19 protein-coding genes and 1 pseudogene are annotated in these 21,383 nt (G+C 57.6%); 7 read left to right on the top strand and 13 right to left on the bottom strand.

Features of this window, described 5'->3' with window-relative positions; translation table 11 throughout:
- Positions 1-238: 238 nt before the first annotated feature.
- The 13 genes from DESLA_RS0115255 to DESLA_RS0115195 form a co-directional block, all read right to left on the bottom strand.
- Entirely contained in the window at positions 239-709 is a 471-nt protein-coding gene (locus DESLA_RS0115255; protein ID WP_028573134.1) for a ferritin-like domain-containing protein, read from the bottom strand.
- 53 nt (positions 710-762) lie between these two features.
- Positions 763-1,620: an FAD/NAD(P)-binding protein gene (locus DESLA_RS0115250; protein WP_156932987.1), complete on the bottom strand. Its 858-nt coding sequence runs from the start codon at positions 1,618-1,620 to the stop codon at positions 763-765.
- Positions 1,617-2,687, bottom strand: a complete 1,071-nt coding sequence (locus DESLA_RS0115245; RefSeq protein ID WP_028573132.1) for a 4Fe-4S dicluster domain-containing protein — start codon at positions 2,685-2,687, stop codon at positions 1,617-1,619. The genes DESLA_RS0115250 and DESLA_RS0115245 overlap by 4 nt, the downstream gene beginning before the upstream one ends.
- Positions 2,687-3,643 (bottom strand): 4Fe-4S dicluster domain-containing protein, encoded by a 957-nt coding sequence (locus DESLA_RS0115240; protein ID WP_028573131.1) that lies wholly within the window; start codon positions 3,641-3,643, stop codon positions 2,687-2,689. Before DESLA_RS0115240 ends, DESLA_RS0115245 begins: the two co-directional genes overlap by 1 nt.
- A gap of 11 nt (positions 3,644-3,654) precedes the next feature.
- Complete coding sequence (locus DESLA_RS0115235; RefSeq protein ID WP_028573130.1) at positions 3,655-4,113, bottom strand: hydrogenase iron-sulfur subunit; 459 nt, start codon at positions 4,111-4,113, stop codon at positions 3,655-3,657.
- On the bottom strand, positions 4,101-6,059 hold the full coding sequence (locus DESLA_RS0115230) for a CoB--CoM heterodisulfide reductase iron-sulfur subunit A family protein (protein ID WP_028573129.1): 1,959 nt from the start codon (positions 6,057-6,059) through the stop codon (positions 4,101-4,103). Before DESLA_RS0115230 ends, DESLA_RS0115235 begins: the two co-directional genes overlap by 13 nt.
- Before the next feature lie 275 nt (positions 6,060-6,334).
- The gene (locus tag DESLA_RS0115225; RefSeq protein WP_028573128.1) at positions 6,335-7,282 is read right to left on the bottom strand and encodes a CoB--CoM heterodisulfide reductase iron-sulfur subunit B family protein; all 948 of its coding nucleotides are present in this window, start codon (positions 7,280-7,282) and stop codon (positions 6,335-6,337) included.
- The gene (locus DESLA_RS0115220) at positions 7,279-7,836 is read right to left on the bottom strand and encodes a 4Fe-4S dicluster domain-containing protein (RefSeq protein WP_028573127.1); all 558 of its coding nucleotides are present in this window, start codon (positions 7,834-7,836) and stop codon (positions 7,279-7,281) included. The genes DESLA_RS0115225 and DESLA_RS0115220 overlap by 4 nt, the downstream gene beginning before the upstream one ends.
- 490 nt (positions 7,837-8,326) lie before the next feature.
- Positions 8,327-9,508, bottom strand: a complete 1,182-nt coding sequence (locus DESLA_RS0115215) for an iron-containing alcohol dehydrogenase (protein ID WP_028573126.1) — start codon at positions 9,506-9,508, stop codon at positions 8,327-8,329.
- Positions 9,509-9,838: 330 nt separating this feature from the next.
- Positions 9,839-11,188: a sigma-54-dependent transcriptional regulator gene (locus DESLA_RS0115210; protein WP_028573125.1), complete on the bottom strand. Its 1,350-nt coding sequence runs from the start codon at positions 11,186-11,188 to the stop codon at positions 9,839-9,841.
- A complete protein-coding gene (locus DESLA_RS0115205) occupies positions 11,157-12,389 on the bottom strand; it encodes a two-component system sensor histidine kinase NtrB (protein WP_028573124.1) in 1,233 nt (410 codons plus the stop codon). Before DESLA_RS0115205 ends, DESLA_RS0115210 begins: the two co-directional genes overlap by 32 nt.
- Positions 12,389-13,540: an iron-containing alcohol dehydrogenase gene (locus DESLA_RS0115200; RefSeq protein ID WP_028573123.1), complete on the bottom strand. Its 1,152-nt coding sequence runs from the start codon at positions 13,538-13,540 to the stop codon at positions 12,389-12,391. The genes DESLA_RS0115205 and DESLA_RS0115200 overlap by 1 nt, the downstream gene beginning before the upstream one ends.
- 27 nt (positions 13,541-13,567) lie before the next feature.
- Positions 13,568-15,112: a hypothetical protein gene (locus tag DESLA_RS0115195; protein ID WP_028573122.1), complete on the bottom strand. Its 1,545-nt coding sequence runs from the start codon at positions 15,110-15,112 to the stop codon at positions 13,568-13,570.
- Positions 15,113-15,333: 221 nt separating this feature from the next.
- Here DESLA_RS0115195 and DESLA_RS0115190 point away from each other — a divergent pair.
- The 7 genes and pseudogenes from DESLA_RS0115190 to DESLA_RS22575 form a co-directional block, all read left to right on the top strand.
- Positions 15,334-15,534: pseudogene (locus tag DESLA_RS0115190) on the top strand (type II toxin-antitoxin system RelE/ParE family toxin); the annotation flags it as partial.
- A 3-nt stretch (positions 15,535-15,537) separates the two neighbouring features.
- Positions 15,538-15,891 carry a HigA family addiction module antitoxin gene (locus DESLA_RS20845; protein WP_051434741.1) on the top strand — a complete coding sequence of 118 codons (354 nt, stop codon included), beginning with the start codon at positions 15,538-15,540 and terminating at the stop codon, positions 15,889-15,891.
- Entirely contained in the window at positions 15,891-17,348 is a 1,458-nt protein-coding gene (locus tag DESLA_RS0115180) for a type I restriction-modification system subunit M (protein ID WP_028573120.1), read from the top strand. The genes DESLA_RS20845 and DESLA_RS0115180 overlap by 1 nt, the downstream gene beginning before the upstream one ends.
- On the top strand, positions 17,345-17,536 hold the full coding sequence (locus DESLA_RS23240; RefSeq protein ID WP_028573119.1) for a hypothetical protein: 192 nt from the start codon (positions 17,345-17,347) through the stop codon (positions 17,534-17,536). Before DESLA_RS0115180 ends, DESLA_RS23240 begins: the two co-directional genes overlap by 4 nt.
- Positions 17,533-19,236, top strand: coding sequence for a restriction endonuclease subunit S (locus DESLA_RS21950; RefSeq protein ID WP_051434740.1), 1,704 nt, complete (start codon positions 17,533-17,535; stop codon positions 19,234-19,236). The genes DESLA_RS23240 and DESLA_RS21950 overlap by 4 nt, the downstream gene beginning before the upstream one ends.
- Before the next feature lie 61 nt (positions 19,237-19,297).
- The gene (locus DESLA_RS0115165) at positions 19,298-20,125 is read left to right on the top strand and encodes an AlbA family DNA-binding domain-containing protein (protein WP_028573118.1); all 828 of its coding nucleotides are present in this window, start codon (positions 19,298-19,300) and stop codon (positions 20,123-20,125) included.
- A gap of 2 nt (positions 20,126-20,127) precedes the next feature.
- Positions 20,128-20,961, top strand: a complete 834-nt coding sequence (locus DESLA_RS22575; RefSeq protein ID WP_084032112.1) for an ATP-binding protein — start codon at positions 20,128-20,130, stop codon at positions 20,959-20,961.
- Positions 20,962-21,383 lie beyond the last annotated feature (422 nt).

Genomic DNA, 21,383 nt, shown 5'->3' with positions numbered 1-21,383 from the left:
ATATGTTATGCCTGCATGCAAAAACACTCAGCCAATCACCAAGTCGCCGATTATCCGTCCAGCCGTTCAAATTTACGTCCCGAGCATCGGGATGTAAACAGGCGAGCCAGATACTTCCCTGAGTCACCGTGCCCGGCTCAAACGCAAATTACCCCAACAGTCCGTCAGCATGTATCGTGTTCGTGCTCAGCCGTTTCGCTGAACACAGTGCAACATGACATCCCTACGTATCCGCCCCCTACGTCAGCATTTTCGAGAGCTGGCGCAGATGCGAGCGTTCCTCGTCAATGCACTGCATCACGAATTTCTTTTCAGTGTCCGGGACCAGCTCCTTCATTTCCATGAAAAACAGAATCGTGTCCTTTTCAAAGCCCATGGCCAGACGAATGGCTTCGTTTTCACTAGTGGCTTCGGCCAACCGTCTTTGCAGCTCCGGGGAAAAGATCGAGTGGGAATCAATCAGGGCCTTCAAATACATCCCATACTCTTCCGTCGTGCTCCAGGCCGGCAGCTCGAACTTGCCCAACCGGTCCTTGAGCTGCTGGAAAATCTGTTCATGCCGGGCTTCTTCCTTGGCAAAATACAGAAAGAAGTCCTTCACATCCGGGTTCTTCGCGGCCTGGGCCGCGCTGATGTAAAAGGCCTGCCCCTGTTGTTCGATGGTCACCGCGGCTTCGGCGATCTCGGCCGCCTGAAAAAATTCAGCCATAGCTTCTCTCCTTGGTTCACATCCGTCGCAAACCGAATCCGGGCGAGCCCGGATCAAAGTTCATTGGGCAATTCACGCAACTGTTCGTAGGTAAACACCGGCCCGTCAACGCAGACGTATTTCGTGCCGATGTTGCAGCGTCCGCAGATGCCCACGCCGCACTTCATGCGCTTTTCCAGGGTGGTGACGATCTGATCGTCCTTGAAGCCCAGCTTCTTCAGGGCCTGAAGGGTGAACTTGATCATGATCGGCGGGCCGCAGGTCACGGCCACGGCCTTCTTGGGCTTGGGGGCCATCTCCAGGAGCACGTTGGGGATCAGCCCGACCTTGTGCTCCCAGCCTTCGGCCTCTCGGTCGATGGTCAGCACGGTCTCCATGTCCTTGCGCTCCAGCCATTCGGGCAGTTCGTAGCTGAAAGCCATGTCCTGAGGGCTGCGTGCGCCGTACAGCACGCTGATCTTGCCGTAGTCCTCGCGGTTGTCCAGCATGAACAGTAGCAGGGTGCGCAACGGGGCCATGCCGATCCCGCCGCCGATGAAGACGACGTCCTTGCCCTTCATGGACTCGTAGGGGAAGTGATTGCCCAGCGGAGCGCGTACGCCGATCCGATCACCCTTGGACAGGGAATGCAGCTTGGTGGTCACTTCACCGGCGCGCATCACGCTGAACTGCAGGTACTCCTTGCGCGTGGGCGGCGAGTTGATCACAAAGGTGGACTCGCCGATGCCGAACACGGACAACTGCCCCACCTGACCCGGCTCGTAGTGGAAGTTTTGCATCCGCTCTTCACTGCCCAGGACGATCCGGAAGGTCTTGATGTTGTGCGTCTCCTGAATCGTCTCGATGATCGTGCCGATCTCCGGCAGATAGGGATTGGCCGTCAGAGGCGACTGTTTCGGATTCTCGGTCATTTCGCGGCCTCCTCGACAGCCGGTGGTTGATGGGCCATGGCTTTGGTCACGATTTCCCGGATGTCCACGCTCACGGGACAACTCTTGATGCACCGGCCGCAGCCGCAACAGGCGATGATCCCCTCATGCAGGGCCGGGTAATAGCTGAACTTGTGCCCGACCCGGTTCTTCAGGCGATGGGCCTTGGTGGGCCGGGGATTGTGGCCGCTGGCTTCCAGGGTGAACTGAAAGGACATGCAGTTGTCCCAGGACCGCACCCGTCGACCGGTCAGCCCGGCGTTTTCGTCGGTGATGTTGAAGCAGTAACAGGTCGGGCAAAGATAGGTGCAGGCCCCGCAACTGATACACTTGGCCGAGACATCCTCCCAGAAGCCCATGTCGTCGAACAGCGCCAACAGCTTGTCCTTGGCCGGGCCGAAGTCTTGCGGTTCGCCCATGTCCTTCAGGGCCTGCTCCCGCAGCTTCTTGGCCTGTCCGGCTTTTTTCTTCCCGGCCGTGAACAGGGAACTGCCCAGCAACGCTTCACCCTTCTTGCTGACCGCCTCCACCACGTACCCGTCGTCCATGGGCGTCAGGAGCAGGTCCGAACCCGCGGCGTCCCCCGGAGCGGAGCCCACGCTGTGACAAAAACAGGCGTTCTCCGCCTTCAGGCAGGCAATCGTCGCGAAAAGGGTGGCTTCCCTGCGGGCCAGATAATACGGATCTTTATACTTCGCGCCGTCGTAGACCCGGTCGAAAATCAGGAATCCCCGAGCGCCGCAGGGCCGGGAACCGAAAACCAAGGTCGGTTCCGGAGTGATGGTCGGAAACAGTTCCACGTCCACCTGACCCAGGTTTTCCGGGTTCTTGCGGTAGTCGTAGCGCAGCAGATCCTCGCTGGCCGGAAAGACGGTGCTTTTGGGCGGGGCCGTTGCCTCTTGTCCCAATTCCACATTTTGGCCCGCGACATACGGGACAAAGACCACCGCGTCGCCTTGCCTGGCCGGAGCGAGCACCCGCATGGTCGCGGACAATTCGTCCAGCCAGGCCGTCAGCTTGTCGTTTGCTATGAATTTGGCCTCGGCCATCACCAACCTCGCTCGTTGATGTTCTCCTCTTCCACCTGGAAGGAGAGCAATGGCGGTATTGCGTTGGGATCAACACCGGCATCGTGGTTGAAGACTTCCTTGATTTCCTTGTTCAGCTTGCGCTTCAGCGCCAGGATCGGGATATCCACCGGACAGGCCCGCTGACACTCCCCGCATTCCACGCAGCGCCCGGCCAGGTGCATGGCATGAATCACCTGGAACAGCCATTTTTCCCGGACCGCGTCGTCCTGGGTCATCCAGTGCGGGTCCCGGCTCTGGGCTACGCAATGATCCCGACAGACGCACATCGGACAGGCGTTGCGGCAGGCGTAGCACCGGATGCAGCGACTCATTTCCTGTTGCCAGTGCTCGAACCGGGCTTCCAGGGGCTGGGATTCGAAGGCCAGGACGTCGGCGTAGTCGTCGTCCACGGCATGGGCTTCCCGGGGCGTGCCCGCGAAATGGTCGTGGACCAGGGCGTTGGGAAACCGGCAGCGCGTACACTTGTCCGCCAGAACGTCGGCCAGGGCGACGTTGCGCTCCTGGCCGTCCAGGTTCAGCCGCAGTTCCGTGGGCGAGGCGTCCACCTCCGTGACCCGGCCCAGGTCGCCGACCTCGCGGCGCAGTTTGGTCAGGTCCACCACCCCGTCGCAGGGGAAGCCGAAGACCACCACGTTTTCGCGGTTGATCAACCCTTCCTGCTGCAACTGGATCACGGCCCGGCTGTCGCAGCCCTTGACCACCAGCCCGACCTTCTTGTTCTTCAGGCCGGTGAGGTAGGTCGCTGTGTTGTGCACGGCCAGGGGCCCGATTTGCAGCCGCTCCACGTCCTCCGCCGCGCGGATGAACAAGGGCGTGGCGTGCAGCGCGTCGTAGCCCCGCTCCCAGCCGATGACCATGTCCAGCTTCGGCAGTTGCGCCGCTATCTGTTCCTTGAGTTGCGTGAGAATCGTCACTGTTGCGCTCCTTAGCACGCCGCCGCGGTTGCCGGGTTCTGATCAGGAGTCAAGCCGAACCGGGGGGCCGGGCCGAGCTTGTGAATCTGCTCCGTGAAGGAGGTCACCACCTTCTGCCACCGTTGCCCTTCGGAAGCGGAAACCCAGGTGTACTCAAACCGGTCCGGGTCAATGCCCATGGTCGGCAAAAGCCGCTTGAAGACTTCCAGCCGACGGCGGGCGTAGAAATTCCCCTCGGCATAGTGGCAGTCCCGGGGGTGACAGCCGGAGACCAGAACGCCGTCGGCCCCGGAAAGCAGGGTCTTGGCCACGAACAGGGGGTTGATCCGGCCCGAGCAGGGCACGCGGATGATCCGCAGGTCCGTGGGTTGGGTAAACCGTCCCACCCCGGCCGTGTCCGCCCCGCCGTAGGAGCACCAATTGCACAAGAATCCAACGATACGAAGTTCCTTTCCGGCTAGAGCTGACATAAGGCGTTCACCTCGGCGAGAATCTGGTTGTCGGTAAAATGGGAGAGCTGGATCGCGCCCTGGGGGCAGGTGGCCGTACACAGACCGCAGCCTTGACACACGGTTTCAATGACCTCGGCCTTGGGCTCGCCCCGGAAGTCCACTTCCTTGATCGCGCCAAAGGGGCAAACCTGGATGCACTTGCCGCAGCCCACGCAGCGCTTGATGTCCACGAAGGAGATCATCGGGTCGTTTTCCAGCTTGTCCTTGGCGAACAAGGCCAGAACCTTGGCCGCGGCGGCACTGCCCTGGGCCACGGAGGCCGGAATGTCCTTGGGTCCCTGGCACGCGCCGGCCAGGTACACCCCGGCGGTGTTGGTCTCCACGGGCCGCAGCTTTGGGTGGCTCTCCATGAAAAAACCGTATTTGTCGTAGGAAATGCGCAGCTTTTCCGCCAGCTGCGGCGCGCCGACGGCGGCTTCGGCCCCGGCGGCCAGGACCACCAGGTCCGCCTCCACCTCCACCTGGGTGCCCATCAGGGTATCAGCGCCCCGGACCAGCAGTTTGTCGCCCTTGGGGTAGATCATGGAGACCCGGCCCCGGACATACTGGGTACCGTACTCCTCCATGGCCCGGCGGGTGAACTCGTCGTACATCTTTCCCGGCGCACGGATGTCCATGTAAAAGACGTAGGACGTGGAATCCGGAATGTGATCCTTGGTCAGGATGGCCTGCTTGGCCGTGTACATGCAGCAGAAGCCCGAGCAATAGGGCCGATCCACGCTCTTGTCCCGGGAGCCGACGCACTGCACGAAAACAATGGTCTTGGGCTCCTTGCCGTCGGAAGGCCGCTTGACGTGCCCGCCCGTGGGACCGGAAGCCGAGAGCAGCCGCTCGTACTGCAAGCCGGTGATCACGTCCGGCAGACGTCCGCCGCCGTATTCACCGTACTTGGAAATGTCGAACAGGTCGTAGCCCGTGGCCGCGACAATGGCCCCGACGCTTTCGGTGACGATCTCTTCCTGCTGGTCATAGACAATGGCATTGGTCGGACAGACCTTGGCGCAGATCCCGCACTTGCCCTTGGTGAATTTGAGGCAGAACTCCGGGTCGATCACGGCCTTTTTGGGAATGGCCTGGGGAAAAGGGATGTTGATGGCCGTGGTCGTGCCCACCTGTTCGTTGAAGTGATCCAGGGACTTCTTGCTCGGACATTTCTCCATGCACAGGCCGCAACCGGTGCATAATTCCCAATTCACGTAGGGGGCCTTGCGCTTGATCTTGACCTCGAAGTTGCCCACGTACCCGCCGACTTCTTCCACCTCGGACATGGCATAGAGCTGAATCTTGGGGTGCTGGGCAACGTCCACCATCTTCGGCCCGAGGATGCAGCTGCTGCAGTCCACCGTGGGGAAAGTCTTGTCCAGCTTGGCCATCTTGCCGCCGATGGTGGATTCGCGCTCCACCAGGATCACTTCCCGGTCTCCGTCGGCACAGTCCAGGGCGGCCTGTATCCCGGCCACTCCGCCGCCGATGACCAAGACGCGCTTGTTGATGTCGAATTGCTTGGCGAACAGGGGCTGATCCCGGCGCAGCTTTTCCACGGCGATGCCGGTGAGTTCGATGGCCTTGTTGGTGTTCGCCTCCTTGTCCTTGCCGATCCAGGAGACGTGCTCGCGGATGTTGGCCATCTCGAACATGAACCGGTTCAGCCCGGCCCGTTCCACGGTGCGCCGAAACGTCGGCTCGTGCATCCTGGGCGTGCAGGAGGACACCACAACGCCGTCGAGCTGGTTGTCCTTGATGGCCTGGATGATGCCGTCCTGTCCCGGCTCGGAACAGGCGTACATGGTATCCGACGTGAAAACCACGTCGGGAAAGGCGCGAGCGGCCTCGGCGACCTTGGCCGCGTCCACCGTCCCACCGATATTGCTGCCGCAGTGACAGATGAAAACTCCAATCTTCATGAACGTTCCTCCAGCTTCGCCCTACGCTCTAGCTGAGTGTTGAAAAAAACGTATCTTGCTGTTCGTGTTCTAAAATGTATCTACTCAGCACATTTTGTGTCCGTTTTTGCTCCGGCAATCGGGGTCGGTATCGGATTCGGAATCGAAACAGAAAGAATTTAGAACGCATCCCAGCGTTTTCGATCCCGATCCCGATTCCGATTCCGATTCCGACCCCGGCAACAGAATTATTTTGTGCTGAGTAGTTACTCAAAAATTCCAAATGCAACGGACAGCTAGGCGGCCTTGGCCTGGGGCGCTTGTTGCTTGCCGGCCTCGTTTTTGGCTTCCCGCTCTCGTTTCTCGGCTTGTGCCGCGTGCATGGCGTCAAGGGCCAGCCGGGGATTGACGCAAAGTTTGGACAACCCCAGTTCGCTTTGCGGAACACCCAGGGCCAGACCGATCAACTGCGTGTAGTAGAACACGGGCAGTTGAAATTTACGCCCCATGGCGGCGGAGGCCTGGCCCTGACGCAGATCCAAATTCATCTGGCACAGCGGACAGGCCGTGACCACGGCGTGGGCCCCGAGGTCCGCGGCCGCTTCCAGCAGTTTGCCGGAAAGCTTGGCCACGATGTCCTTGCGCGGAATGCCGAAGGAGGCGCCGCAGCACTCCACTTTCAATGGGAACGGCAACACTTCCGCGCCCAACGCGGCCATCAGTTTGTCCATGGCGGTGGGATTCTCATGGTCGTCGAATTGCATCACCTCGGGGGGGCGGTTCATGATGCACCCGTAGTACGGGGCGAGTTTCAGCCCGGCCAGGGGCTTGTTCGGGAGCATCTCGGCCACGGCGGCGGGCCCCACGTCCTCGGCCAGAACCTGCAGCACGGACTTTACCGGGGTCGTTCGGTCCACCGGCTTGTCCAACAGCTTGTTCACTTGAAGCCGAAACTCCCGATCGCCCATCCGGTGCACGGCGACCTTCAGGTTGGTCAGACAGCTCGGACAGGGCGTGATCACCGCGGCCGCGTCCAGGTCCTCGGCCAGGGCCAGATTGCGGGCCGCCAGGGCCGAAGAGAGCAGATGGTCCACGGTATGCGCCGGGGTGGAGCCGCAACAGCTCCAGTCCGGGATATCCACGAGATTCACGCCCAGGGCGCGGCAGACGGCCCGGGTGGAGGAGTCGTACTCCTGGGAGGTGCCCTGTCCGGAGCAACCGGGATAATAGGCGTATTTGGTCATTGCTGCATCTCCCTGAAGCGTTTGAAAATCTCGGCGACCTTGTCCTTGCCTTGAATTTCATGAGGTTTGAAGGAGAGCTTGCCCTTGGGCAGGATCTTCGGGCCCAGGTCCATGTCCGTCCAGAACCGACCGGTCTTGGCCACGTACGTCGCCAGCAGGCCCATCTCGAAGACCCGACCGTGCTTTTCCACGGAACCCAGGAACGTGTCCCAGAAGGTCTTCACGTTCTTCTCCGTGGCGTAGCCTTCGCGTCGGGCCATGTGCCGGAGCACGTCCATGATCCGGGCCACGTCGATTTCATTGGGACAGCGGGTGGTGCAGGATTCGCAAGTGGCGCACAGCCAGATGGACTTGCAGGAGAGAAGGCGCTCTTTCTGACCGGCCTGCAACAAGCGCATCACCTGGCTGACCGATATGTCATAAACAAAGGTGTACGGACACCCGGCGGTACAGTTGCCGCACTGATAGCAGAGCCGGACTTTTTGTTCGCTCTCCGCTTCGACCTGGGCTATGAATTCGTGATCGCACGAAGCATGAATGTCGACGACTTCCATGTGTTCTCGGCTCCTTGGAGGGAGGGTTGGCGGGGGAATCAGAGGAAAAGGAGATCGGACCCTTGAAAGCAAGTCAGGTAGCGTACCCGAACGAACTTCGTCAACGACCGGACCTCCTCGACATCTGATTGGATCATGGTTCACGGTTCAATTAAGCCGTTCAAGACATACTGACGACGTAACTATTCAGCATAGAGTAATGCCGTTGTCGGGGTCGGAGTCGGGATCGGTATCGGGATCGAAATCGCTGGGAAGCGTTCAAAATTTTTCCTGTTCCGATTCCGATAGCGACCCCGACTCCCGATTGCCGGAGCAAGGGCGGATACAAAATGTGCTGAGTAGATACCTGACGACGGCGGAACATTTGAATTGTCCGGCAATTTCCATGTCAACCGCTGAACCGTTGAACTCCTGAACCGTGAACACCACTCAAAACCAGGAAGGCCGAGCCAACGGCCCGACCTTCCTGCCCAAACCACAAAAGCGAGTCTTACAGCGCGGCCTCGAAGATGGCGGCCACGTCGGCGTCCTTGGGGCACCGGGGGTTGGTGAACCCGCAGGCGTCCTTCTGGGCGTTGCCGGTCATCACGGCGATGTCTTCCTTCTTCACGTCCTTGCCGTAGCGCTTGCCCAGCTCGACCAGGCCGGAGGGGATGCCCACGTCGGTGGAAAGCTGCTTGATGGCATCCAGGGCCTTCTCGGCGGCGGCGCGGGGGCTCATACCCTCGATGTTCTCACCCATCAGCTGAGCCATCTTGGCGAAGCGTTCCACTTTGGCGATCAGGTTGAACTTCTCCACGTGGGGCAACAAGATGGCGTTGCACTCGCCGTGAGGCAGGTCGTAGAAGCCGCCCAACTGGTGAGCCATGGCGTGCACGTGGCCCAGACTGGCGTTGTTGAAGGCCATGCCGGCCAGGTACTGAGCGTAGCACATGCCTTCGCGGGCGTTGATGTCCTGGCCGTTGGCCACGGCGGGACGCAGGTGTTGGAAGATCAGTTCGATGGCCTTCTCGGCGCAGGCGTCGGTCATCGGGGTGGCGATGGTGGAAACATAGGCTTCCACGGCGTGGGTCAGGGCGTCCATGCCGGTGGCGGCGGTCAGCGCCGGGGGCATGCCCATCATCAGCAGCGGATCGTCAACAGCCACGCCCGGGGTGACGCGCCAGTCCACGATGGCCATCTTCACCTTGCGGGACGTGTCGGTGATGATGCAGAAGCGGGTCATTTCCGAAGCGGTACCGGCGGTGGTGTTCACGGCCACATAGGGAGGCATGGGCTTGGTGGACTTGTCCACGCCCTCGAAGTCGTGAATCTTGCCGCCGTTGGCCACGACAAGGCCGATGCCCTTGCCGCAGTCGTGGGAACTGCCGCCGCCCAGGGTGATCAGACTGTCGCACTTGTTTTTCTTGTAGACTTCAACGCCGGCGTGGACATTTTCGTCCGTGGGGTTGGGGATGGTGTCGTCGTAGACCACGCAATCCATCTTCTCGGATTTGAGCAACTTCACGATCTGGTCGGTCATGCCGATTCCGGTGATGCCCTTGTCGGTGACCAGCAGGGGTTTCTTGCCGCCCAGAGCCTTGATCTTGGCGGGGATTTCCTTGTGGGCGCCGATGCCGATCAATGTCACGCTGGGAATGAAAAATCCATAAACTTGTTCACGTACGGCCATAATGCTAACCATCCTTTTGGTTAAAGGGGAGAAGAAACACAACATTCACGCTTGCTTTCCGCTGCAGCGACTATTGGCTCCCCTTAAGCAACTTCCGGGCCATACAAAAAAATCCAGCAAATTCGAATAGGTCGTTCACATCTCCGCGCCATGCCCCGACTCCAAGGGGACATTTTGGAGGACGCGGCGAGGAGCAGTCCACCATTTCCAGAAACAAACCTCCCGCCCAAGACAAATAATAGCTTTATTCTTCATATGGTTAAAAACCGTGTATCACCTTGACACGGGACAAGCCCTCCCCTGGGTCAAAAAGATACACAAACAATCTCGTCAGTTCAGTTCGTATTCCTTCATTTTCCGGTAGAGGGTTTTCCGACCGATGCCCATGGCCCTGGCCGCCTGCTGCCGATTGCCCTCGAAATGGCTCAAAACCCGCGTAATATGCTCTCGCTCCATGACCCGCAGGGAAAAGAGCCCATCGCCGTCCGCCCTGTCCTCCAAATGCGGCGATTGGTCCACCAGTTCTCGGGGCAAGGCCCGGTCCGAGATGATCCCTTCGTCGGCCAGGATCATGCTCCGCTCCAAGACGTTGCGCAGTTCGCGCACGTTGCCGGGCCAGGAATAGTTCAGCAGACAGTGCATGGCCTTGTCCGTTATCCGGTAGCGGGTCGGCGTGGAAGGCAAACTGGCCAGAAAGTGCTCCACCAGCAGCGGGATGTCTTCCTTGCGCTCCCGCAGGGGCGGCGTATGGATGTTGAAGACGTTGATCCGGTGCAGCAGAGCCTCCTGAAATCGGCCCTCCTCCACCTCGGTGAACAGATTGCGGCTGGTGGCGAAGATGAACCGGATGTCGATGGTCCGCTCCTCTTTTTCCCCCACCCGGCGATAGGTCTTGTTCTCCAGAACCCGCAACAGCGAGGCCTGGACCTCAATGGGCAACTCGCCGATTTCGTCCAGGAACAGCGTGCCCTTGTGGGCAAAGGCCATCAGGCCATCGCGGGATTCCGTGGCCCCGGTGAAAGAGCCCTTGACGTGGCCGAACAACTCGCTGCGGGCCAGTTCCTTGACCAGGGCCGCGCAGTTCTTGATGATCAACGGCTTGTCCGCCCGCTTGCTGTCGGAATGGATGACCTGGGCAGCCACGTCCTTGCCCACCCCGCTTTCCCCGGTCAGCAGGACCGGGACATCCGTGGGGGCAGCCCGGCTCGCCAGATAACGGATCTGTTTAATGCTCTCCGAAGTGCCCACCATCCGGTGCGCCCGCTGGTTGACCGACGACAGCTTATAGCCGCGGTTTTCCCGCTGCATGCAGGCCCGCTGCCAAGCCCGCTCGATGACCAATTCCAGCTTGTCCAGATTGAAGGGCTTGGTGATGTAGTCGTAGGCCCCCAGCTTCATGGCCTGGACCGCGTTGTCGATGTTGCCGTGGCCGGTAATCAGGATGATTTCCACATCCTGGAGCCGTTCCTTGAACTCGGTGAACAGGTCCAATCCGTCCGCGTCCGGCAGGCGGATGTCCAGGATCACCACGTCGTAGACGTTGCGCCGGGACAACTGTCGGGCTTGGGCCGCGGAAGGCGCGACGTGAATGCTCCGTTCCGGTCGGGAGAATTCCTTCTGAAACAGCTTGAGAATGGATTCCTCGTCGTCAACGACGAGGACCGAATAGTGTTCGCTCACGAGATCCTTCATTCGCGTTCAATGGGAGACAGACGGTGAATCGGGACCCTTTGCCCACCTCGCTGACGACGGAGATATCCCCGCCGTGTTCCTGGACGATGCTGTAACACGAGGCCAGCCCGATCCCGATTCCCTTACCCACGGGCTTGGTGGTGAAAAAGGGCTCGAACATCTTGTCCAAATTTTCCGGAGGAATGCCGCAGCCGGTGTCCTCGACGCACAGGCAGACCTCCGCCTCGCCCACGAAGCTGGTTCGAATCTGGATGGTCCCCTCGCCCTGGATGGCGTCCAGGGCGTTGACCAGCAGATTCAGGATCACCTGCTTGAGCTGGGATTCATCCCCGTAGATCAGCGGCAGTTCGTCGGCCAGACGCAGGTCGATCTTTAATCCGACGCGCTTGCGTAGATGATGGTCCACTAGGCGCAGAGTGTCCGTGACGATCTGGTTCAGGGCCAGAGGGGAAAAGGCGGCGGAAACCGGCCGACTGAAGGTCAGCAAGGTTTGGATGATCTTCTGGCAGCGATTGCATTCCTTGAGAATGATGTCCGTATACTCGCGAAAATCCTGGGCCAGCTCCGGGTCCACCTCTCCCTCGATCCGCGGCAGACGGCGCTGCAGGCCTTCGGCGAAGCCGCGGATGGCGGCCATGGGATTGTTCACCTCATGGGCCACGCCGGCGGCCAGCATGCCCATGGTGGCCATCTTCTCCACCTGATAATACTTGGCCTGGTACTCCTTCTCCAAGGTCACGTCACGCTTGAAGATCAATACCCTATGTTCCGGCCACTCAGGATTCTTCAGCGGCGAGGCCACCATCTCGAATTGCAGGTTCCGGCCCTTGAGCTTGAAGATGGCCGTGTCTCGGCAGACGGAGTTGGTGGCCAGGGAACGAAACGCCGGACACTCCGGACAGGGGTGATCCTCATGACGGAAAAGTTCATAGCAGAACTTTCCCTCGGGATGGGGATCATCGAACAAATGCCGAAAGACGTGATTCACCGAGATGATCCGCAGATTCTCGGACAAGACCATCATCACGTCCGTGATCCCGTCCAGAATCGCCGCGATTTCCCGGCGCTGCTCCTCGGAGCGCTTGTTGGACTCCTTGAGTTCCTCGACCTTTTGGCGCAGTTCCTGAAAAAAGCCGAGCTTGCTGTGCTCGATGCCGATCAGATCCTGCAGGTCCGTGGGTTGGACCATCACCACGCCTCCCGGCAAATGGCCAACAGATCCTCCCAGTCGGCCTTGCGGGGATTGGTCAACATGCAGGCGTCGTGCACCGCCATCCGGCAGATCTGTTCCAGCTTGGAATCGTCGGGTACGATGTCCCGCATCCGGTGCGGCACGTCCAGCCGGGCGAACAGTTCCTCCAATTGGGCGATGCCTTCTTCTCCCTGACTCGAAGAGCAGCTTTTCGGATTACCCTGAATGATCCGCCCGATGGCGCACATCTTTTCCGGACAGGCCGGGAGATTGTAGCGCATCACCGCCGGCAGCACGATGGGATGCACCAGGCCGTGCAGGGTGTCGAAGATTCCGCCCAGGGAGTGCGCCAGGGCGTGGCCGATGCCCAATCCGGCGTTGCTGAAGGACATCCCCGCGGCGGTGCTGGCGATGGAGAGCTGCTCCATGAGTTCAGGGGTTCGGTTCTCCAGGGCGGGTTGAAGATTTTTGGCGATCAGCTCAATGGCCTTTAAGGCCTGATTTTCCGTAAAGGGCGAAGCCAGGGGCGAGACGAAGGACTCGATGGCGTGGGCCAGGGCGTCAATGGCCGAGGACACGACCAGCTGATCGCCCTTGGTCATCAACAGGTTGGGATCAATGATGGAAACGTTGGGCACCAGGGACCGGCTGATGATGGACATCTTCACCTGCCGCTCCACATCCGTGATGATGCAGAACTGGGAAATGTCCGAACCGCTGCCGGCGTTGGTGGGGATGAAGATCATCGGCGGCAGGGGCCGCATGATCCGGTTCGCCCCTTCGTAGTCCGCGATCCGTCCGCCGTTGCCCACGATGGTCCCCACGCCCTTGGCCGTATCCATGGGACTGCCCCCGCCCAGGGCGATGATCACGTCGGCCTTTTCCCGGACGTACAGATCCGCGCCCTCATGGACCTGATAATCCCGGGGATTGGAGTTGACCTTGTCGAAAAGCACGAAGTCCACCCCGTCGTCCCGCAGAATATCCATCACATGCCCGGCCCACCCGGAATCGATCAGCCCCTGGTCCGTGACCAACAGGGCCCGCTTCGCTCCCAGCCGACGAGAGCACTGAGCCAGATAGCCGATGCTGCCCTGGCCGAAGATGATTTCCGGAATGGCGAACTTGGTTACGCGATGGTCGGACATGGTGGTGGATGGTTCAACGGACTGTTGTTATACCGCAATCATGGAATAGAGCACGCCCAGCAAGCCGATGCCCGCCAGGATGAAGACTGGAATGCGGGGCATTTCACCATCACTTTCCATGGCTCGTCCGAACATGAAAAAGACCAGGGGATGGACCAAAAACGGCATGGAAAAGATGAAGGGGATCAGCAAAGCCGCTTCCTCACCGAACATTCCACCCTGGGTGGCGGCAAAAAGACCGAAGTGGGAAATACCCGAGGAGACGGACATGGCCGTGAAGCCCAAGGGCATGCCGACAGCGCTGAGCAGCACGAAACCGCCGAACACCGCGCACAACTGCCAGCCGAAGGAGAACTGCATCAGCCCCTTGACCTCATTGGCGTCCTTGCCGTCGGCCTTGCCCATGGTTTTCAGCGAATAAATCGTCAGGCCCACTCCGATCAGGACGATCAGCAGCGAGGGCCACATCATCAGGCTCCCCTGTTGGGCGCTCATGGCCAGAACGGAAAAGACAAAAATGTGCCCGAAAAACGGGACGTTGATCATGATCGGCGCCCGGTAGGCCGCGGTTTTTCCCAGATCTCCAGCCGTACAGGCCCCGGTCAGGCCGGAGTGAGACAATGCCCCGGCCATACCCGGAGCCAAATTTCGGGCGTGGTCGGTCTTCCCGAAGAGCATCAGCAGAGCAATGCCGCCGAACATCCAGAACATCTGACCGAAAAAGCCGTAGGCCAGTACCGCGTTCATCCCGGTGATGGCGAAGGCCTCGGTGATTCGTGACCCACCGATCATGAAATTGGCCGCCAACACCACGGGAATTCCGGCGAAAAGCAAGGCCCGGATCGTCGGCCCGAAACGCCAGCGGTACATCAGCGCTCCCAGCCCGGCGGAGATGATCATGGCGAAAAAAATCTGCGGCAAGGCGATGAGCGGCTTGATCCACATGGCGATGGTGTAGGACCCCAGAAGAATGCCGAGAATGGCCACCATTTCCACGATGCCCATCTTGATGTACAGCCGCTTGTTGGTCACCTGGGCCTTGTGGTCGATCATGATCACCGCGCCCACCAAGCCGAGATAAGCGATCAGCGGATAGAATCGGCTCAGGTCCGAAAAACTCAACCCCAGGGTCAACCGGTACAAGGCCTCAATCCCGATGAGCAGAAAAAAAGCCCGGACGATGAAGATCAATTGGGTCCGGCCCGTACCCAGGAAGGTTTCTTCCTGGGACGGAGTCACCATGTCGTCCGGGTCCAGCTCGATGCCCCCCAAAATCTTGCGCAGTTCCTGTCCGCCCACGAAAAAAGAGACGGTCAGGGCGACGATCGTGGAGCGGCTGATCAGGTCGATCAGTGAAAACTGAGGCAATCCCGGCGTGGATACGCCGCTGGAGACAAGGACGTAGCCCATGGTCAGGCCGAAAATGACGATGATCAGGATCGGCGAATAGCGCGTTCCGGCCACGGCCGTCCTGGCCACCAGAACCATGGGGATGAGCAAAAACAGGGACAGCAAAAATTGATTCAGAATCTGTAGATTGGCGACCTGGTCAACCACGGCGGCGACTTCCATGAGCGGAACCTCCTGAGACTAAACGGGCAAGGAGTATAAACGACGGGACGTTACGCGGTTCAAGCGCGAATTAAGGGCACAAGAATAGTCGGATTGGTCGGTGCTGGCAATGACTTGGACGTGAGCGCGTCAAGTAACCGAGCGCGTTGACACGATGCATGCCTTGTGCTTGATCCAGGGAAAAACGATTCGAGGAAGCACGTCTGGCAAACCAGAGAACCGCCTTCCGGAAGCTGCGAATGCTGAATCGCAGCTCAAGCCTTGATGATTTTCGCATCCCCCCGGGAAATCGATTGGAAGCTCTCATGGGCAACCGCCAGGGACAGCATTGCATCCGAATCAACGACCAATGGCGAATCTGCTTTGTCTGGCGCGATGGCGGCGCGCATGACGTTGAGATCGTCGATTATCACAAGGGGTGAGAAATGAAGAAAATTCTTCCCGTACATCCTGGTGAGATTCTGGAAGAGGAATTCCTCAAGCCGCTGGCCATCAGCCAGAATCGGCTGGGCAGGGATCTTGCGGTCTCCCCGCGCAGGATCAACGAGATCATTCACGGGAAACGCGCCATCACGGCGGATACGGCCCTGCGGCTCTCCAGATACTTCGGCAATTCCTCCAGTTTCTGGCTGGGCCTGCAGATGGACTACGAACTGGATATGGCTGAGGACGCACTGGCAGAACGCATCAACAAGGAAGTCCGACAACTGGCCGTGGCCGGAAACATCGCGGCCAGGAACAACCTGCTCACCCATTTTGAACCATCCCCTGTAAATTAATGCCCAACATCTCAGGCATCGTAAAATCCATCCAAGACATCATGCGCAAGGACGCCGGAACCTACGGCGACGCCCAGCGCCTGGAACAGCTCGGCTGGATGTTCTTTCTGAAGATCTTCGACGACCGCGAAAAGGAGATGCAGCTTCTCCGCGACACCTACCGCTCGCCCCTGCCGGAGAATCTGCGCTGGTCCGCCTGGGCCGCGGACGAGGAGGGCGTCACCGGCGAGGCGCTGCTGGATTTCGTCAACAACGCGCTCTTGCCCAAACTCAAGTCCCTAACCGTGGGCGGGGACAAGATCAGCGGCCTAATCCGGATGTCCTTTGAGGACGCCAACAACTACATGAAAAACGGCACGTTGATGCGCCAGGTGATCAACAAGATCAACGCCATCAACTTCAACGCTTCGGATGATCGCCACATGTTCGGCGACATCTACGAAAAGCTACTCAAGGATTTGCAGTCCGCCGGAAACGCGGGGGAATTCTATACTCCCCGGGCCGTAACCCAATTCATCGTCGAACAGGTCAACCCGCGCCTGGGCGAAACCATCCTCGACCCGGCCTGCGGTACCGGCGGCTTTCTGGTCTGCGCCATCGAGCACCTGCGCAAACAGGCCAAAAGCGCGGCGGACGAACAGCGCATCCAGGTCTGTTTCGCCGGGATCGAGAAAAAGCACCTGCCCCACGTCCTGTGCATCACCAACCTGCTTCTGCACGGCATCGACGTGCCTGTGGGCGTCCGCCACGACAACACCCTGGCCCGCCCCCTGCGCGACTGGAGTCCCAGGGAGCGCGTGGACGTCATCGTCACCAACCCGCCCTTCGGCGGCATGGAGGAGGACGGCATCGAAGCCAACTTCCCCGCCGAGTTCCGGACCCGCGAGACGGCGGACCTGTTCCTGGTCCTGCTCATGAAGATATTGAAACCCGGCGGACGCGCCGGAATCGTCCTGCCCGACGGCACCCTGTTCGGCGAAGGCGTGAAAACACGCATCAAGGAAGCCCTGCTCACCGAGTGCAACCTGCACACCATCGTCCGCCTGCCCAACGGCGTCTTCAACCCGTACACCAGCATCCGCACCAACCTCCTGTTCTTCACCAAGGGCGCACCCACCCGGGAAGTCTGGTACTACGAGCACCCGTACCCGCCCGGAGCCAAAAGCTACAACAAGGGCAAACCCATCCGCATCGAGGAATTCGAAGCCGAGCGTGCGTGGTGGGGGAGGGAACAGGACGGCTTCGCCGGTCGCATGGAGAACGAACGAGCTTGGCGCATACCCATCGATCAGATCAAGGCCGGAAACTACAACCTGGATTTGAAAAATCCGCACAATGCCGACACCGGCCCGGGGGACGTGGAGCAACTGCTGCCGGAGTACGAAAAGCTGCTGGAACAGATTGCCGCAACGCGGGGGAAGTTGAAGGCCCAGCTGATGGAGGCATTGAGCCGATGAAAGCGCAAGCGGGTTTTAACGCGCTTTTTCCTCTGAGTGATTTTCTGCTGATCCCAATTCGGGAGTCAGTGACTCCCGAATCTCAGATTGTGGAGACAGCGACACCACAATTGATCTACCGCCAACTATGTCCACGCTACCGCGAAGTGTTGGACAGCGAAGAATCCGGAAAAGAGCAGGCTTCATGAAACTGGAAACGTTTTTCGAGAAATTCGAGCTGTTCGCCGACGCGCCGGGAGCGGTGGGGAAGATGCGGGAGCTGGTGCTGCGCCTCGCATTCTCCGGCGGGTTCACAGGCAGAATGCTCGATCATGACGGTTTATTGTCAGAATGGAAGGATCAGACAATTGCATCAATTTGTTCCTCAATAACTCCGGGCTTCGCGTGTTCCAGAAGCCACCAAACCGCGGATGGTCACGTTCACCTACGCACCCACAACATCTCCACTCTGGGAACGTTGAATTTTGACCTGATTGTCCGTGTTGATCCAAAGATGATAGATGCCAAGAAGGCTTCGATTCGCCAAGGCGACATTCTTTTCAACAACACGAACAGCCAGGAGCTTGTGGGCAAAACGAGCTTGGTGGATCACGACTATGACTACGGTTTCAGCAATCACATCACACGGCTTCGACTCAAGGAAGGCATATATCCGGGATACGTGGTTTACTATCTCACCCTGCTCCGCAATAGCGGCTACTTTGCGAAAATCTGTACTCGATGGATCAATCAGGCCGCAGTCAACTCCAATACACTGAAAGAGCTAACAATTCCCCTCCCTTCCCTCGCTGAACAAAAGCGGATCGTGGCCAAGGTGGATGAGTTGATGGCGTTGTGTGATCAACTGGAGGCGCAGCAGCAGGAACGGGAAACCCAACACAACGACCTCGCCCGCGCTACCCTGGCCCGCTTTGCCGACGCCCCCACCCCGGCCAACCTCAATTTTCTTTTCCATCCATCGTACACGATTACACCCGCCGACCTGCGCAAAACCATCCTTACCCTGGCGGTGCAGGGGAAACTTGTGCCTCAATATCCGGATGATGAACCGGTGGAGGAGTTGATCACTCGTATTTCCAAAATTCGGCAAGCAATGAAGGCAAAACAATACGAGCCGGTATTAGAGGACGACGTCCCGTACGAAGTCCCGTTTTCTTGGACCTGGGTCCGCCTAGGGAACATTTCCCTTTCCAGCGATTCGGGCTGGAGCCCGCAATGCGTGCCCCAAGCACGATCAGGAACTGATTGGGGTGTTCTGAAAGTCAGCGCAGTTTCTTGGAGCGTCTTCAAACCAGAGGAAAATAAGGCTCTTCCGCTAGGAGTCGATGCACGCCCTGGTTGTGAGGTTCGCCCTGGTGACTTTCTATTGTCAAGAGCCAATACAGAAGAACTTGTCGCCCGAAGCGTTGTTGTCGGCCAAACACCTCCACGCCTGATGATGAGTGACAAAATCGTCCGCTTCACTTTTCCGGATGAGATTGATAAAGCATTCATCAACTTAGCGAATTCATCCGATCAATCACGCGCGTACTATGCCCGCAATGCATCCGGTACCAGTAGTTCAATGAAAAACGTTGGGCGCACTGTTATGTGCAGCTTGCCAATTCCCCTTCCTCCCCTCGCTGAACAACGCCGGATCGTGGCCAAAGTGGATCAACTGATGGCCTTGGTGGACGAGTTGGAAGCCCGGCTTGCCGCCTCTCGCACCGCTGGCGAGAATCTACTTGCCGCCCTGGTAGCCGACCTCACCGGCACCGCCAATGGCCGCAAGTTTGACGCCTCGCCCATCATACTTATTGCCCCTGCACCACAGTCTGCGGTACAGGGAGTTCCTACTGCCACAGCGATCAAAAATATCATTAGAGAAAAAAATAATCTGACCCCTTGACAAGCAGCGAGTTTACAATACAGCACCACGATAGGAACAATTACGAAATCGGGAGAAGAGCATGAACTTAACACAATACGCACAGTTGTTCGAAAAACTAAGGAACGAACCGAGCGAAAAGTACGAATCCGACATACTTGAATTTAAACATTATGCTTCAGAAAGTGCGCTTCACAATGCCAAAGACTTAGCGGAGGAAATTTCAGCGCTAGCGAACCATTTGGGTGGTATTATATTAATCGGAGTCAAGGATAGCAGCAATATAACTCACGGTCGATGGCAGGATCAACTTGCTGGTTTCTGTCCTATTGACATTCATACAACGAGAGAAAGACTACGGGGTAAACTAAAGCCAGCAGTTGATATTGAAATTGCTATGGTTCCCTACGATGGGAAAAATTACTTAGTGATCCAAATTCCGCGACGGCGAGATACGCTTGTTGCTACAACTAGCGGAAAGGTTTGCATCCGTGACGGCAAGTCCAGCCGTCCCATGACACCAGACGAAATTAAACTTGCTGTCAAGAACCTCCAAGACTATGATTGGAGCGCCGAATATATCGATGGCGATCCAAGTGAATTGCTTAACGAAAGCGCTGTATTAGAGGCTCTTACAGATTTTCTCACTCGTAGGAAGATAGACGGGATAAATAGGGCATCCTTTCTGGAGGCTATTGGCGCTACATGTAACGGTATCTTAACAAAAAGTGGCCTTCTGTTCCTTGGCAAGGCCACCGCGATACGGAAGCACTTGGGAAAGTATGAATATCGATATTCTCGTAAGACCACATCGGGATGTCTCCACATTAATGATGTCTGGGAGGATTGCCTTTGGGAGACTATAAAACGTGTAAGACACACTTTGACGTCTGTAACGAATTCAAACTAATTGTGTTTCAAGAAAAAAAGTACACATTTCAACTTCTAGACAAAATCGCATTTCATGAGGCATATCTGAACGCACTTGTCCATCGTGATTATGCCGTCGATGGCATGGTTTCCGTGAATTTCACTTCAGACAAACTCATCATCACAAGTCCAGGAATTTTTTATGGTGGTGTTACTGCTGAAAATATAGCAAAACACGAACCTCGACACAGGAACAAGGCACTTGCTAAACTACTTACGGAATACAATCTAGTTGACAGAGCAGGAATGGGCGTTTTACGGATGAGCATTAACTCTCTAAGATATGGACGTGCATTCCCTAAATTTACAGAACTTGATGATAGTATTGAAGTATCAATGCAAGGTGAGTTTTTACGTATTGGCGTATTTGTTCTGGCAAATGACGATGTGGAAGAGTATGGAATTTCTGAGTTATTAATATTGAATTCTGTTTATGAAATAGGTGCAGTGTCTGTCCAAGTTTTAATGAAACAGTTGGCCAAATTTGTTGACAATCCTTGGGAAGCGATAGAACGAGCTACCGAAAAGCTAGCCAGTGTTGAGCTTTGTGGGATAAAGGCAGGAATTTTCATTCGTTGTAAGCAGGAATGGACAAAAATTTTAAGTGTTACCAAGTTATTTCGAGTAACATCTACAAGTTCGAAGCATGTAGCAATGTATAAGTATCTCATGCGCCACCGCAAGGCGAGCAATGCTGACATAAAACACCATCTTGGTTTCAAGCATACATCACAGACAAGTGCCTTTCTCAAGTCCGCTTCATATGTGCGTCGATCAGGAAGAGGCCCAAGTTCTATTTGGAAACTTGTCGATTGATAATCCGTGGTCCGGATCTGTCCGAGTCAAAATATTGATTTGATACAGCGAGGCATGTTGCAAGAAAGGCAATAGGCGAGAACTTGGGGAGAGGTCCATATTGTTTGACAGGCATAGCTCAACAGACTCGTTAAATCTCAGCACGGAGATGAACATCCCGGCTTGAGAAATCCAGGTGCTATGAAATGTTGCCCGCAACCGACGTTTTATTCTCTCGCTTTGGTCGAGTTTGGTTACCGACCAGACATCCATTTGCCGCATCAGGCCGGGTGATACGGCACTATGCCCCTCAAATGGCCTTTGCGGAAGAGTAAGTTTGGGTAAACCCTGCTACCTCCAAGAAGAAATTGAAAGAGGCATAACGGCACAGATGCCCCGAACAGGGCCGTGGCTTCGGCAGAAACGATTATCTGTAACGAGGT

This window comes from Desulfonatronum lacustre DSM 10312 (assembly GCF_000519265.1).
In the GTDB taxonomy this organism is placed as follows: Bacteria; Desulfobacterota; Desulfovibrionia; order Desulfovibrionales; family Desulfonatronaceae; genus Desulfonatronum; species Desulfonatronum lacustre.
The sequence above is the reverse complement of the archived record's forward strand: the minus strand, read 5'-3'. Positions and strand labels throughout refer to the sequence as shown.